Annotated in this window: 12 protein-coding genes; 7 read left to right on the top strand and 5 right to left on the bottom strand. The window is 74.1% G+C overall.

Features of this window, described 5'->3' with window-relative positions:
• Nucleotides 1-16: 16 nt before the first annotated feature.
• Nucleotides 17-259, top strand: coding sequence for a DUF2630 family protein (locus K4G22_RS26375; protein ID WP_228082943.1), 243 nt, complete (start codon nt 17-19; stop codon nt 257-259).
• On the opposite strand, the gene K4G22_RS26370 is transcribed toward K4G22_RS26375, so the two are convergent.
• Nucleotides 260-2,233, bottom strand: coding sequence for a protein-arginine deiminase domain-containing protein (locus K4G22_RS26370; protein ID WP_228082942.1), 1,974 nt, complete (start codon nt 2,231-2,233; stop codon nt 260-262).
• A 132-nt stretch (nt 2,234-2,365) separates the two neighbouring features.
• Between K4G22_RS26370 and K4G22_RS26365 the strand changes: the two genes are divergently transcribed.
• From K4G22_RS26365 to K4G22_RS26355, 3 genes are all read left to right on the top strand, one after another.
• A complete protein-coding gene (locus K4G22_RS26365; protein WP_228082941.1) occupies nt 2,366-3,697 on the top strand; it encodes a sensor histidine kinase in 1,332 nt (443 codons plus the stop codon).
• A 45-nt stretch (nt 3,698-3,742) separates the two neighbouring features.
• Nucleotides 3,743-4,414 (top strand): response regulator, encoded by a 672-nt coding sequence (locus K4G22_RS26360; RefSeq protein ID WP_228082940.1) that lies wholly within the window; start codon nt 3,743-3,745, stop codon nt 4,412-4,414.
• 113 nt (nt 4,415-4,527) lie between these two features.
• Nucleotides 4,528-5,346: a TrmH family RNA methyltransferase gene (locus K4G22_RS26355; RefSeq protein WP_228082939.1), complete on the top strand. Its 819-nt coding sequence runs from the start codon at nt 4,528-4,530 to the stop codon at nt 5,344-5,346.
• Between the two features lie 7 nt (nt 5,347-5,353).
• Here K4G22_RS26355 and K4G22_RS26350 read toward each other — a convergent pair whose 3' ends face one another.
• The 4 genes from K4G22_RS26350 to K4G22_RS26335 all read right to left on the bottom strand — a co-directional run bounded on the left by K4G22_RS26350 (nt 5,354) and on the right by K4G22_RS26335 (nt 9,482).
• A complete protein-coding gene (locus K4G22_RS26350) occupies nt 5,354-5,623 on the bottom strand; it encodes a hypothetical protein (RefSeq protein ID WP_062214039.1) in 270 nt (89 codons plus the stop codon).
• Nucleotides 5,624-5,738: 115 nt separating this feature from the next.
• Complete coding sequence (locus K4G22_RS26345; protein ID WP_228082938.1) at nt 5,739-5,948, bottom strand: DUF397 domain-containing protein; 210 nt, start codon at nt 5,946-5,948, stop codon at nt 5,739-5,741.
• Between the two features lie 234 nt (nt 5,949-6,182).
• Nucleotides 6,183-8,105 (bottom strand): AMP-dependent synthetase/ligase, encoded by a 1,923-nt coding sequence (locus K4G22_RS26340; protein ID WP_228082937.1) that lies wholly within the window; start codon nt 8,103-8,105, stop codon nt 6,183-6,185.
• Between the two features lie 69 nt (nt 8,106-8,174).
• Entirely contained in the window at nt 8,175-9,482 is a 1,308-nt protein-coding gene (locus K4G22_RS26335; protein WP_228082936.1) for an acetyl-CoA C-acetyltransferase, read from the bottom strand.
• Between the two features lie 136 nt (nt 9,483-9,618).
• Between K4G22_RS26335 and K4G22_RS26330 the strand changes: the two genes are divergently transcribed.
• The 3 genes from K4G22_RS26330 to K4G22_RS26320 all read left to right on the top strand — a co-directional run bounded on the left by K4G22_RS26330 (nt 9,619) and on the right by K4G22_RS26320 (nt 13,057).
• Nucleotides 9,619-10,950, top strand: coding sequence for a 3-oxoacyl-ACP reductase (locus K4G22_RS26330; RefSeq protein WP_228082935.1), 1,332 nt, complete (start codon nt 9,619-9,621; stop codon nt 10,948-10,950).
• A 7-nt stretch (nt 10,951-10,957) separates the two neighbouring features.
• On the top strand, nt 10,958-11,836 hold the full coding sequence (locus K4G22_RS26325) for a MaoC/PaaZ C-terminal domain-containing protein (protein WP_228082934.1): 879 nt from the start codon (nt 10,958-10,960) through the stop codon (nt 11,834-11,836).
• A gap of 201 nt (nt 11,837-12,037) precedes the next feature.
• Nucleotides 12,038-13,057, top strand: coding sequence for a peptidoglycan-binding protein (locus tag K4G22_RS26320; RefSeq protein ID WP_228082933.1), 1,020 nt, complete (start codon nt 12,038-12,040; stop codon nt 13,055-13,057).
• The last annotated feature ends 28 nt before the right edge of the window (nt 13,058-13,085 follow it).

Here is a 13,085-nt window from a genome sequence, read left to right as displayed (position 1 = left end):
GCCCTACCCTGACGACATGGACGACCAGGACATTCTGGCCCGTGTCGACGAGCTGGTCTCGGAGGAGCGGGCGCTGCGCGAACACGGCACCGGGCGCGGCCTCGGGGAGGACGAGCGGCTCCGCCTCAGCGATCTGGAGGTGCGGCTCGACCAGTGCTGGGATCTGCTCAGGCAGCGCCGGGCCCGGGCCGAGTTCGGCGACGACCCGGACGGCGCCGCCCAGCGCCCGGCCCGCGAGGTCGAGGGCTACCAGTCCTGATCAACGCCACCAGGCGAGATCGTCGGGCAGCTGACGGAACGCGTTGGTCACGCAGTGCACATTGCCACCGACCGTTCCCACCCCGTGTGCGTACTGCCAGTCGTCGACCCAGGCGACATCCACGCCGTGCGGGGCCAGCGCCTCCTCCGTGGCGCGCTGGAAGATGTCGCGGCCCTCGGCGTCGGCCGGCGCGTGCGGCTTGGGCGACAGGTAGGTGTCGGTGCCCGGCTGGAGTCCGTTGGCTATCGCCGGCAGGTAGTTGGCCACGATGTCCTGGCGCGGGTAGTCGGGGATCTCCAGGCGGTGGAAGAGCGCCGGCACCCGCACGATCTCGTCGTCGGTGAGCCCCAGCTCGGCGGTGAGCACCTCGATGGCGGCGTTCACCCCCTCGGTGGCCAGCCGCTGGCCCTCGTGCAGCTCCGGCAGCTGGAGGGCCTCGGCCACGGTCGCTTCGGGATGCGGGTTGTTCTCCTGGGCCACACCGCGCACCACGGGCTGATCGCCGAGGCCGGCGTCCACCAGCTCGTCGAGCAGCTCCCAGCCGAGCTCCGGGTCGGCGACGAGCGCGGCCCAGCCCCGCTCGTTGTCCGCCGGCACGAACGACAGGAACTCGTCTATGTGCCCGACCCCCAGCCAGCTGGTGTCCACCGCGAGCGGGTCCTGCTCGCCCTGCGCTGCGAGCAGCCCCGTGAACTCCGCGTCGGGCGCCGCTTCGGCGCCGTCGGAGCCGTAGAGCACCCGGCCGGTCGGGTAGGCCCCCTGCTCCGTGGCGTGCGGCGGGGCGACGAGGAAGTTGCCGGTGGAGCTGAACGAGCCCCAGAGCAGGGCCCGTTCGTCGTCGCCGACGCGGTCCTCCCGGTACTGCTGGACGCCCGCGACCCCCGGGCCGCGGAAGACCGAGAAGATCGGCCGGCCGGCGTCGCGCAGCGGGAACTCCTGACTGCTCTCCTCCGGCATCACATCGGCTGACCGCAGCAGCACGCTGATCCGGCGCTGCTCGCCGTTCGGGCCCGGGGCGACCGCGTAGCCGGTGATGAACTGGTCCCGCATCCAGGGGTCGCCGCCGGTCGGGTAGTCCACCAGCTGGTCGTCCACGCCGGCGGCGGCAAGGCCGTCGCGCAGCTCCGCCCGGAAGGTCTCCTCACCCTCGTGTATCGGCTCGGCCGGCGTGATGGGGTCGTAGCCCTCGCGTTCAGCCTGCTCCGGAGTGGTGCCGTTGTCGCTGACCACCACCCGGTCGATCGGCATCAGATCGTGGGTGAGGAGCAGCGGCGCGACGCGTAGCCGCACCCGGTCGGTCTGGGTGGAGTCGCCGTCGGTGACGGTCAGCGTGACGTCGACCAGGCCGTTCCAGAGCTCCGGATCGCGGACGACGTCCGTTGCCTCAAGGGCCAGTTCGACGCCGTCCCTGAGCTGCCTCGCGGTCAGTTCGGTGTCCTCGGTCAGCGGGGCGTACGCGGCGTCGGGGCCGCGGAGGAAGAGCCGGGTGTGCGGCGCTGAGGCCTCGTCCACGGTCACGGTGGCGCGCGCGTCGTCGCCGACGCCGCGCGCCGGGGTCACCCGAAGCGGCGCCAGATCCTCGGCGTCGGCGGCGCCGTTCACCTGCTCGTCGGCGCCGTCGTGACACGCGGCCAACTGCTCGTCGGGCAGCCGCTGCCCCTCGGGGACGAGGACACCGCAGCGCACCGCGTCGTCGTCCACGTTGGGCAGCACGATCGCGCCCCTGCTGTCCGTCCAGGTGTCCTTCTCCGAGGCGTCCTGCTCGGTGACCCAGCCGTCCCTGTCCGTGTCGGCCAGCAGATGACCTCCCCCGTCGGCCCTCTGATCGCCGTGGGCCCGCACCCCGACGCCGACCGCGACCGCCGTGGCCACCAGCAGGGCGCCCGCCGCCCAGGGGGCGGTCCGGCGCGCTCGGGTGGCTCGGGGCGGGCGTGGGGCCGAAGTCGTCGCGGCTGTCTCGTCGTTGTTGTGCATGCCCAGTAGCCTGCCGCCGCCCGGGCGTCCGGGGCATCGGCCCTTCGGCCGGAGGAAAGCCCGCCGCGCGGCGAAGGTCTCTGCCATTCGGCAGAGGCGGGAGGTACATCCGACCTCCTAAGCTGCGTTCGGATGTACGAGATGCGGGGGATGCGAGAGATGCAGGGGATGCGCGAAATGCGGGGAGGCGCCTGGGTGGGTCCGGCGATCGTCGCCCTGGCGGTGGCCTGGGCCGGCGTCGACGTGTCGGCCGTCGGATGGCTGATCGTGGCGCCGGGCGCGCTGGCGATCGCCGCGGCGGGCCTCGCGCTCTACCCGCCGCTGGCGTGGCGGCCGGCGCTCCGCAGGGGCGGGCTGGCGGCGCTCGGCGCCGCCGCAGCGCTGCTGTCGCTGATCGCCACCGCGGCGTACGGGGGTTCGGCGCCTAACCAGGCTGCCCTGTGGTGGTGCGCCGAGACGGTGGGCCTGCTCGCCCTCTTCCTCCTGGTGGTGCGGCGCCCGCCGCCCGGCGGGTGGGCGCTCGCCGGTGCACCGCTGGCCGTGGCCGTCACCGTGCTGCCGCTGCGTCTTGGGCTGCGGATGGATCCGCCGGCCGAGCCCGCCGAGTTGCTGGCGCTCTGCCTGACCTGGGCCATGCTCGGGCTCGCCGCCGTGGCGGCCGGCCGCTATCTGAGCCTGCTGGACCGCCGGCGGCTGCGGGCGGTCGCGGCGGCGCGGCGCGAGCAGCGCCTGGCGCTGGCGCGCGATCTGCATGACTCCGTGGCGCACGAGGTGAGCGGCATGCTGGTGCAGGCGCAGGCGGGCCGGCTGGTGGGCGCCTCGGATCCGGCGGTGGCGCTGGCCGCGCTGCGCCGCGTCGAGGAGGCCGGCCAGCGCGCGCTCGCCTCCCTGGACCGCTCGGTCCGGATGCTGCACGACGACGGCACGGGGCCCGATCCGGATCCTGAAGCGGCGGAGCCGGGGCTGGCCGATGTGGCGGCGTTGGTGGAGCGCTTCGGCGCCGGCCTCCCCGCTGAGGTCATCTGGGACGCGGATCCGGCGGCGTTCGCTCCGGCGCCTCCGGAACGGCTTTCGGCGTTGGCCCACCGGGTGGTGCTTGAGGGGTTGACCAACGTTCGCCGGCACTCGCCGGACGCCATCCGGATCGAGGTCGCGGTGCGGCGCGAGGCCGACGCGCTGTGCGTCAGCGTGACGGACGACGGCCGGGGCCGGCCTGCCGGCGGCCGGCGGGGCAGCGGCCTCGGCCTGCCGGGGCTGACCCGCGCGGCGCGCGAGATAGGCGGGTCGTGTACGGCGGGCCGGACGGACGAGGGGCGTTGGCGTCTCGCGGCCCATCTGCCGCTGCCTCCCCTCACAGCCGCTGCCCCCACAGCCGCTGCCCCGACAGCCGCAGCCCCGGCCACCGCATCGGTCACCGCATCGGTCACCGCCCGGCCGGCCCTCGGAGCGGAGCCGGACCGGTGACCGCCTCCCCCACCAGCTCTCACCAGCTCTGACAGCATGATGGGCATGACGACGCGCATCGTGATCGCCGATGATCAGGAGCTCATCCGACATGGATTCCGGTTGGTGCTCGACGCCCAGCCGGACATGACCGTCGTCGGGGAGGCCGCCGACGGCGTCGCCGCGCTGGAGGCCGCCCGCCTGCTCCAGCCCGATGTGCTCCTCGCCGACATCCGGATGCCCAGGCTGGACGGGCTCGAAGTGGTGCGCAGGCTGGCAGGGCCAGGCGCCGAGCCGGGCCCCCGGGTGGTCGTGGTCACCACCTTCGACCACGACGAGTATGTCCAGTTGGCGTTGCGCGACGGCGCCGCCGGCTATCTGCTCAAGCGTGCCGGGCCGACGCTCCTGGTGGAGGCGGTGCGGGCGGCGATGTCAGGCGAGGCGCTGCTCAGCCCCTCGATCACCGTGCGCCTGCTGCGCGATCTGAACGCCCGCACCACCGACGGGCGGCGGACGGACGAGCGCACCGACCGGCTGGCCGAACGGCTGACCGAACGGGAGAAGGATGTGGTGCGGCTGGTGGCCGCCGGGCTCACCAACGCGGAGATCGGCGCGGAGCTGTTCATCTCCCCCGGCACGGTGAAGACACATCTGGCGAGCGCCCAACGCCGGCTCGCCGTCCGCAATCGCGTCGGGCTGGCCGCCTGGGCGTGGCGCGCCGGCCTGGCCGAGGCATGAGGGAGCCGGCCGCCTCGGCGAACGGTGCTGCGGCGGTGGGGCCGCTCGGGGTACCGTCTTCGGGCGGAAGCAGAGCAGCTCTTGGCGCGAGTCTCACAAGGCGGGGAACAACGGTGGCGGTGCGGCGGATCACGACCCGGAACGCGCGCTTTCAACAGTGGCAGGCACAGCTGACCAACCGCACCAAGCGACAGCGCGCCGGCGAGTTCCTGGTGCAGGGTGTGCGGCCGGTCTCCCTCGCGGTGGAGCACGGCTGGCCAATCAGGACGCTGCTCTACGACGCGGAACGCGAGCTGAGCCGCTGGGCGCGGGGCCTGCTCGGCGAGGTGCCGGCCGAGCAGGTGGCGATGGCACCCGAGCTGCTGGCCGAGTTGGGCGAGAAGGACGAGGGCGCCCCGGAGCTGATCGCGGTCGCCGAGTTGCCGCCGGACGAGCTGACGCGAATCCCGGTCGGCCCCGACTTCGTCGGCCTGGTCTTCGACCGGCCGACCAGCCCGGGCAACATCGGCAGCGTTGTCCGTTCGGCGGATGCGTTCGGCGCGTCGGGCGTGGTGGTGACGGGCCATGCGGCCGATGTCTACGACCCCAAGTCGGTGCGGGCCAGCACGGGTTCGCTCTTCGGCCTGCCGGTGGTGCGCAGTCCCGGCCACCGGGAGGTGCTGGCCTGGCTGGACGGCGCGGGCCGGCACGGGCGGGCGGTGACGGTGGTGGGCACGGACGAGGGCGGCTCGGCCCCGGTGGACGCCTTCGACCTGACCGGCCCCGTGTTGCTGCTGATCGGCAACGAGACCAGTGGGCTGAGCACGGCGTGGCGGGAGCGCTGCGACACGCTGCTCTCCATCCCGATGACCGGCACGGCCAGCTCGCTGAACGCGGCCAACGCGGCGAGCGTCGTGCTCTACGAGGCGGCCAGGCAGCGCCGCGCCCGGTAACGAACCGTCAGTAGCAGATGAAGAGTTGGGCCGGCGAGTCGCGCAACAGCGGCCACGGGTAGCCATGGGGGCAGTGCCGCCCGTGGTGCGGATGCCAGAAGCGGCCCTCAGGCGTGCCGCAGAAGGCACAGGCCCACACCGGGGGCCGCCCTGGCACCGTGACGTCCGGCCACAGCGCCCGCCCGCACCGGCCACAGGCCGGCTGTCGGGGCGTCAGCGGCGGAACGGCGACCGGTCGGGGAAAGAACGGAAAGGCGTTGAGCACATCGTCTGGCACGCCCGTATCCTTCTGGCCGATCGCCTCCTTGCTCCCCCGCTACGCCGCCCGTTCCACCGAACGAATGACAGACCCCGGCCCCCGGCGGCGCATTGTTGCCCCGCCGAGAACGGGGTCAACCGGCACGCGCCGGTGTCTCCATCGCGCCGACAAAGGCCCGCCAGGCCGCCGTCGAGACGGCGACCACCGGGCCGCCCGCGCGCTTGCTGTCCCGTAGCGGAACCTTCCCGCGCGCGCCTCGTGCGACCTCGACGCAGTCCCCGCCGGAGGCTCCGCTGTAGCTGCTCTTGCGCCAGGCCAGAACGTCCGTACCGTGCTGAGCCATATCCATGTCCTTCGCACGAACTCGATCACCGTCAGAGGCACATCGGGGACCGTGCGTCAGCCCCGGCCAGATCGTAGGACATCCCAAGCCCAACGGTTAGTGCGGCAACTCGCCCGTTAGCCAACCGACTTCAGTCTCCCCAGGGACCGACCCAAACGGAACGCGCCCCCTCGCGTGGCGCGTCGATGGGTGCCCGTCCGGCTACGGAGAGCTCGCGGGCCGACGGGGCCGGGCTCAGGAGTAGAGGCGTTCGATCTCCTCGGCGTAGGCGGCGGCGACGGCGGCCCGGCGGACCTTCAGGGACGGGGTCAGCAGCCCGTTGTCCTCGGTGAACTCCCCCTCGACCAGAGCGAACCTCCGGATGGACTCAGCCCGGGAGACCGCCTCGTTGGCATAGTCGACGGCCTGTTGGACGGCGGCCAACAGCTCCTCGTCGGCGCGCAGTTGGTCGACGGGGGTGTCCAGCGGCCGGTTCCGCACCCGCAACCAGTGGTCCCTGGCCTCCGGTTCGAGGGTGATCAGCGCCGCCACATAGGAGCGCCCCTCGCCCACCGCCATGCACGGGCCGATCAGCGGACGACCGCGCAGCCGGTCCTCCAGGAGGCTCGGCGAGACGTTCTTGCCGCCGCTGGTGACGAGGATGTCCTTCGCGCGCCCCGTGATGGTGAGATAGCCGTCCTCGTCGAGGCGCCCCAGATCCCCGGTGCGGAACCAGCCCTCGTCCAACACCGCGCGGCTCGCGGCCTCGTCGCCCCGGTATCCGCCGAAGATGGTGCTGCCGCTGATCTGCACCTCGCCGTCCTCGGCGATCCGCACCGAGATGCCGGGCACCGGCTGCCCGACGCTGCCGAAGCGGGGCGCCAGCGGCGGGTTGAGGGTGGCGGCCGAGGTGGTCTCGGTCAGGCCGTAGCCCTCGTAGATCAGGATGCCGCAGCCGAAGAAGAACAGGCTCAGCCGAGGGTCGAGCGGGGAGCCGCCGCTGACGGCGCACCGCAGCCGGCCGCCGAGCGCGGCCCGGACACGGCGGTATACCAGCAGGTCGTAGAGCGCCTTCGCGGCGCGCAGCCTCAGCCCAGGGCCGGGTCCGGTGCCCCGGTAGGCGCGCAGCTCGGCCTCGGCCCAGGCGACGGCGATCCGGTCGGCCCGGTCGAACGAGGCGCCGCGCCCGAGGCGTTCGGCGGTGGCCCGCCCGGTGTCGTGGATCTTCTCGAAGAGATAGGGCACGCCGACCACGAACGTCGGCTGGAACGAGGCCAGTTCCGGGCGCAGCTCGTCGGGTTTGACGCTGGGGCAGTGGCCGATGACCACCCGGGCGAAGACGCAGGCGAGTTGGATGGTGCGGCCGAGGACATGGGCCAGCGGCAGGAAGACCAGGGTGCTGGGCGTCTGCCCGGTGACCTCCCGGAAGACCGGGATCAGCAGTTCGACCAGGTTGGCGGACTCGGCGTGCAGGTTGGCGTGGGTGAGGACGCAACCCTTGGGCCGCCCGGTGGTGCCCGATGTGTAGGTGAGGGTGGCGACGCTCTCCGGGCCCAGTGCGGCGCGGCGCGCGGTGACCTCCGCCTCGGGTGTCTCGCGGCCCCTTTCGACGAGTTGCCCCACGGCGTCCTCGTCCAGCCGCCAGACGGTGGGGCGTTGGGAACCCTCGGGAAGGCCGGCGAGGGCGCGTTCGGCGGTCTCGGCGTGCTCGGCGGTCTCGACGATCAGCTGGCAGGCGCCCGAGTCCTCGACCAGCCAGGCCAGTTGGTCGGCGGAGGAGGTGGGGTAGACGGGGACGCACTGGCCGCCGGCGGCGAGGATCGCGAAGTCCAGCACGGCCCACTCGTAGCGGGTGCGGGACATCAGCGCGACCCGGCCGCCGAGGGGCAGCCCGGCGGCGATCAGCCCCCTGGCCACCCCGGTCACCAGCTCGGCGAACTCCCGCGCGGTGACCGGCACCCAGCGCCCGGCCTCCTTGCGCCGCATCACCACCGCGTCGGGCGCCTCGGCGGCGTTGCGGAACGGGATGTCGGCGATGCTGCCCTCGGTGGGCGGGGGCACCAGCGGCGGCACCGAGACCCGCCGCACCCCCGTGCCGTCCCTGATGGTCTCCGGCACCGCCCGTTCGGTCCAGCCGCCGCGTGCCCGCACGCGGGCCATGTCTCGCCTGATGCCCATCTCGCTCTCCTCAGTACTTCGCCCGTCGGGTTCTCTCGGACCACACCGTTCCCCACTTTCGTGGGCAGGTCAGCGTTCCAGCAGCGCCGTCACCCCGAGTCCGCCGGCCGCGCAGACGGAGATCAGTCCGCGCACCGGCGGTTCGTCGGGGCCGCGTTCGGCCGCGCGCCGGCTGAGCAGCTTGGCCAGCGTCGGCACGATCCGGGCGCCGGTGGCGGCGAACGGATGGCCGCAGGCCAGCGAGGAGCCGACGACGTTGAGCCGGTCACGGGCCACCGTGCCCACCGGGGCGTCCCGGCCCAGCCGGCGCGCGCAGTAGTCGGGATCGGCCCAGGCCGCCAGGGTGGCCAACACCTGGGAGGCGAACGCCTCGTGCAGCTCCAGCAGGTCGATGTCCGCCAGGCGGAGCCCCGCCGCGTCCAGCAGCCGTGGCACCACCTGGACCGGGGCGGTGAGCAGCCCGTCGGGGCCGTCCACGAAGTCGACGGCCCCGGTGCGGGCGTGGCTGAGGTGGGCCAGCACCGGCAGCCCCCGGGCGGCGGCCCACTCCTCGCTGGCCAGCAGCACGGTCGCCGCGCCGTCGGTCAGCGGCGTCGAGTTGCCGGCCGTCATCGTCGGTTCGGGGCCCTCGACGCCGAAGACCGGGCGCAGCCGGGCGAGGCGCTCGGGGGTGCTGTCCGGGCGCAGGTTGGCGTCCCGGTCGAGCCCCAGGAACGGGGTCGTCAGATCGTCGAAGAAGCCCTCCTCGTAGGCGGCGGCGAGCCGCTGATGGCTGGTGGCGGCGAGCCGGTCCTGGTCGGCGCGGGTCACCCCCCACTCGGCGGCGGTGCGCGCCGCGTGCTCCCCCATCGAAAGGCCGGTGCGCGGCTCCGCGTTGCGGGGGATCTCCGGCACCAGCTGCCCGGGGCGCAAACCGCCGAGCGAACGGGCCCTGGCCCGTACGCTCTTGGCCCGGCGGGTGCGCAACAGAACGGTGCGCAGCCGGTCGTCGAGCGCCAGCGGCACATCGCTCGCGGTGTCGACGCCGCCGGCGACACCCACTTCGATCTGCCCGAGCGCGATCTTGTTGGCGACCAGGATCACGGCCTCAAGCCCGGTGCCGCACGCCTGTTGGATGTCGAAGGCGGGGGTGCGTCGGTCAAGCGCGCTCCCCAGCACCGTCTCCCTGGCGAGGTTGAAGTCCCGGCTGTGTTTGACCACGGCGCCGGCGACGAACTCGCCCAGCAACTCGCCGCGCAGCGCGAAGCGTTCGACCAGCCCGGCCAGCGCGGCGGAGAGCATCCGCTGGTTGGAGGCGGTGGCGTAGGCGCCGTCGGAACGGGCGAACGGGATACGGTTTCCGCCGAGAATGGCCACCCGGCGTCCGGTCACGGTCAACGCGTCACTCCTTCGTCTGCGAGTCTGCCCACCGCACACCGGCAGGGTGGGCCCGGGCGGGGGGTCGGCCCCTTGTGAGGCCGAGGGCACGGGTTTAACTTGTCAGTAGACTTACCCTTCGGTAGGGAGGAAATCAATGGCGGACCGCTACCTGTCCTTCGCGAGCACCCGGGTCGGCGCCCGGCTCACGCGCCGGCTCGGGCTCCCGAGCCCGGTGCCGCTGCGTCGGCACCGGCGCGGTGCGCCGCTGGTCACCGGGCCCGTGGTGGTGGGGAGCGCCGAGCGCGCCCGCGCCGAGGGGGCGCTGCGCGAGGTGCTCGACGCCGGCGGGGTCACCGTCGACGCGCGGTCCCCCCGTCCGGCGGCGCTGCTCTTCGACGCCACCGGCATCGCCTCGGCGGCCGAACTCGACCAGCTGCACGCCTTCTTCCACCCCCGGCTGCGCCGCCTCGCGCCGCACGGCCGGGTGGTGGTGCTCGGCACGCCGCCCGAGGACACGGCGCGGCCGGCGCAGGCCGCGGCGCAGCGCGCCCTGGAGGGCTTCACGCGCTCGCTGGCCAAGGAGCTGCGCGGCGGAGCCACCGCCCATCTGCTGCTGCTCGAACCGGGCGCCGAGCGCGCCGAGTCGATCGAGTCCACCGTCAGGTTCGCGCTCTCCGCCCGCTCCGCCTATGTCTCGGGCCAGACCCTGCGCCTGATGGCGGGCGCCCCCGACGGCCCCGAGGTGGACTGGGCGCGCCCGCTGGCCGGCCGCACCGCGCTGGTCACCGGCGCCGCCCGGGGCATCGGCGCGGCCACCGCCGAGGTGCTGCACCGGGACGGCGCCCTGGTGCTGTGTCTCGACACCCCGGGCCAACGGGACGAGCTGCGGCGGGTCGCCGCCCGAGTGGGCGGTGTGCCCATCCCGTTGGACCTCACCTCGGACGAGGCGCCCGACCAGCTGCTGACCCAGTTCTTCGAGGCGAGCGGCTCGTTGGACGTTCTGGTGCACAACGCCGGGATCACCAGGGACCGCACGCTGGCGCGGATGCCGGTGGACGACTGGCGCGCGGTGCTCGACGTCAACCTGATCGCCGTGGAACGCCTCACCGAAGCGCTGCTGCCCCGGCTGAACCACGGCGGCCGGATCGTCTGCACATCCTCCATCAGCGGGCTGGCTGGCAACATGGGCCAGACCAACTACGCGGCCAGCAAGGCCGGGTTGATCGGCCTGGTGGAGGAGCTGGCGCCCATCGTCATCGACCGCGGGATCACCGTCAACGCCGTGGCGCCCGGCTTTGTCAAGACCCGGATGACGGCGGCGGTGCCGTTCCTCGTCCGGCAGGCCGGGCGGCGGCTCAACAGCCTGGGCCAGGGCGGGCAGCCGGTCGATGTGGCCGAGGCGGTCGCCTATCTGGCGGCCCCCGGCACCAGCGCGGTCAGCGGCCAGGTGCTGCGGGTGTGCGGCCAGGCGCTGTTGGGGGCGTGAGGCGGCGATGCCGGCCCCCGAGCCACCGCTCCCCCGCCCGCCCGCGCTGCCGCTCAGCTACGCCAGGGCGCTGCTCCCCCGGCCCCACCGCGCGTCCAGCGTGCCGGACCGGGTGCTCGGCCTGCGGGCGGCCAGGGCCGATCCGGCGCGGCTGGCCCGCTACCGCCGGCTCTGCGCCTTCCCCGATCCGGCCGCCCTCCCGCCCTGCTACCCGCACCTGTTGGCGTTCCCGCTGACCATGGCGCTGCTCACCGCGCGCGACTTCCCGTATCCGCCGCTGGGCCTGGTGCACACCGAGAACGTGGTGGAGCAGCTCAGGCCACTCGCCGCCGACGAGCCGCTCGCCCCCCGCGTGTGGGCCACCGCCGCGCGCCCCCACCCCCGGGGCACCGCCTTCGAGGTGCGGGCCGAGGCCAGGGACGCGCGGGGCGCGGTGGTCTGGCGGGCCAGCAGCGGCTATCTGCACCGGCGGGGCGGCGGCGCGCGGGAACCGCGGCAGCCGACCGTCGACACCGCGGCCGTCAACTCACCGGCCAGCGGCGAACGTTGGGAGCTGCCGGCCGCGCTCGGCCGGCGCTACGCCGCGGTCTCGGGCGACCGCAACCCGATCCATCTGCACCCGCTGACCGCCCGCCCGTTCGGCTTCCGCCGCCCCATCGCGCACGGCATGTGGAGCAAGGCCAGGGCCCTGTCCGCGCTCTGGCCGACGCTGCCGGACGCGTTCGCCGTCCATGTCCGGTTCCTGGCCCCCGTCCTCCTGCCCGCCCGCCCCACCTTCGCCGCCACGGCGGAGGGCCGCGACCGGACGTTCACCCTGACCGCCGAGGACGGCCGCGTCCAGCTGACCGGCACGGTCTCCCCACCGCCCGCCCCCTGCCTCCGCTGAACCGGAACCGGCCATCCGGGGCCGGCCCCGCCCGCCGGGGAAATCCCCAAGTCCGAAGCTGTCTACGGGCGTTGACTGGCGCCCCCGTTCCGGCCAAGGTGGGGGACGAACCCCGGGCCGGTGCGCCCGGGTGCCCCCACCGCCCGTCCACGCCGAAGGCGCTCGATCGCCGTGGACGAGGCCGACGAAGGAGGACTCGACATGTGCGAAGACCACAGCGGCTCCGCCGCCCACCCCGCCGCCCAGCGGGCCCACGGCATCTCCCGAAGAGGCATGTTGGCCGGCGTCGGCGCCGGCTTCTCGCTCGCCCTGGTCGCGGCGGCCGGCACCGCATCGGCGAACAGCGGCGCGCCCGGCGCCGAGAGCGGGTTCGACGCCGACGGCGCCGACGGCATCGGCGTGCTCGCCCTGAACGGCGCCTGGTGCAACCCCACCCAGGGCACCTTTCCCGCGGGCGGCCACTTCGGCGCCCCCAGGGGCAGCGGGAGCCACGCCGGCCAGGACATCTCCAACTCCTCCGGGACCTTTGTCTACGCGGCTGCGGCCGGCACGGTGATCCGGCGCGGCGTCGCCGTGCTCCCAGGACGCACGGGCAACGGCATCGTGATCCAACACGCCGGCGGCCTCTTCACCTACTACGGCCACCTCAACGCCTTCCGGGTGAACCTCAACGCCCGGGTCAGCGCCGGCCAACGCATCGGCGACATGGGCACGACCGGCAATGTCACCGGCCCGCACCTGCACTTCGAGACCCACTCGGGCAGCCTCGGCAACGCCGTGAACCCGGTGCCGTTCGCCACCGCGCGCGGCGTCAACCTCCAGCGCGGCTGGTCGAGCATCAACCCGGGCGCCTCGGGGCAGCGGGTGCGCGTCATCCAGCACCTGCTCAACCAGCGGGGCGCGAACCTGGCCGTCGACGGCGACTACGGCTCCGTCTCCAGCGGCGCCGTGCGCACCTTCCAGTCCGGCAACGGCCTGGTGGCGGACGGCCAGGTGGGCCCGCTCACCTGGCAGAAGCTGGTGTACTCGCTCCAGCAGGGCGCCAGCGGCCACCATGTCCGCGCGCTCCAGGCCGGGCTCAACAAGCGCAGCGCGGGACTGGCCGTCGACGGCGGCTTCGGCGCGGTGACCAACACGGCGGTGCGCACCTTCCAGAGCGGGAACCGCCTGGCGGTGGACGGCCTGGCCGGGCCGGTGACCTGGCGGGCGATCGTGGGCTGACCCCGCTCCCGGAGAGGAGCGCGCAGCA

The sequence above is a fragment of the Streptomyces profundus genome (assembly GCF_020740535.1).
In the GTDB taxonomy this organism is placed as follows: Bacteria; Actinomycetota; Actinomycetes; order Streptomycetales; family Streptomycetaceae; genus Streptomyces; species Streptomyces profundus.
The sequence above is the reverse complement of the archived record's forward strand: the minus strand, read 5'-3'. Positions and strand labels throughout refer to the sequence as shown.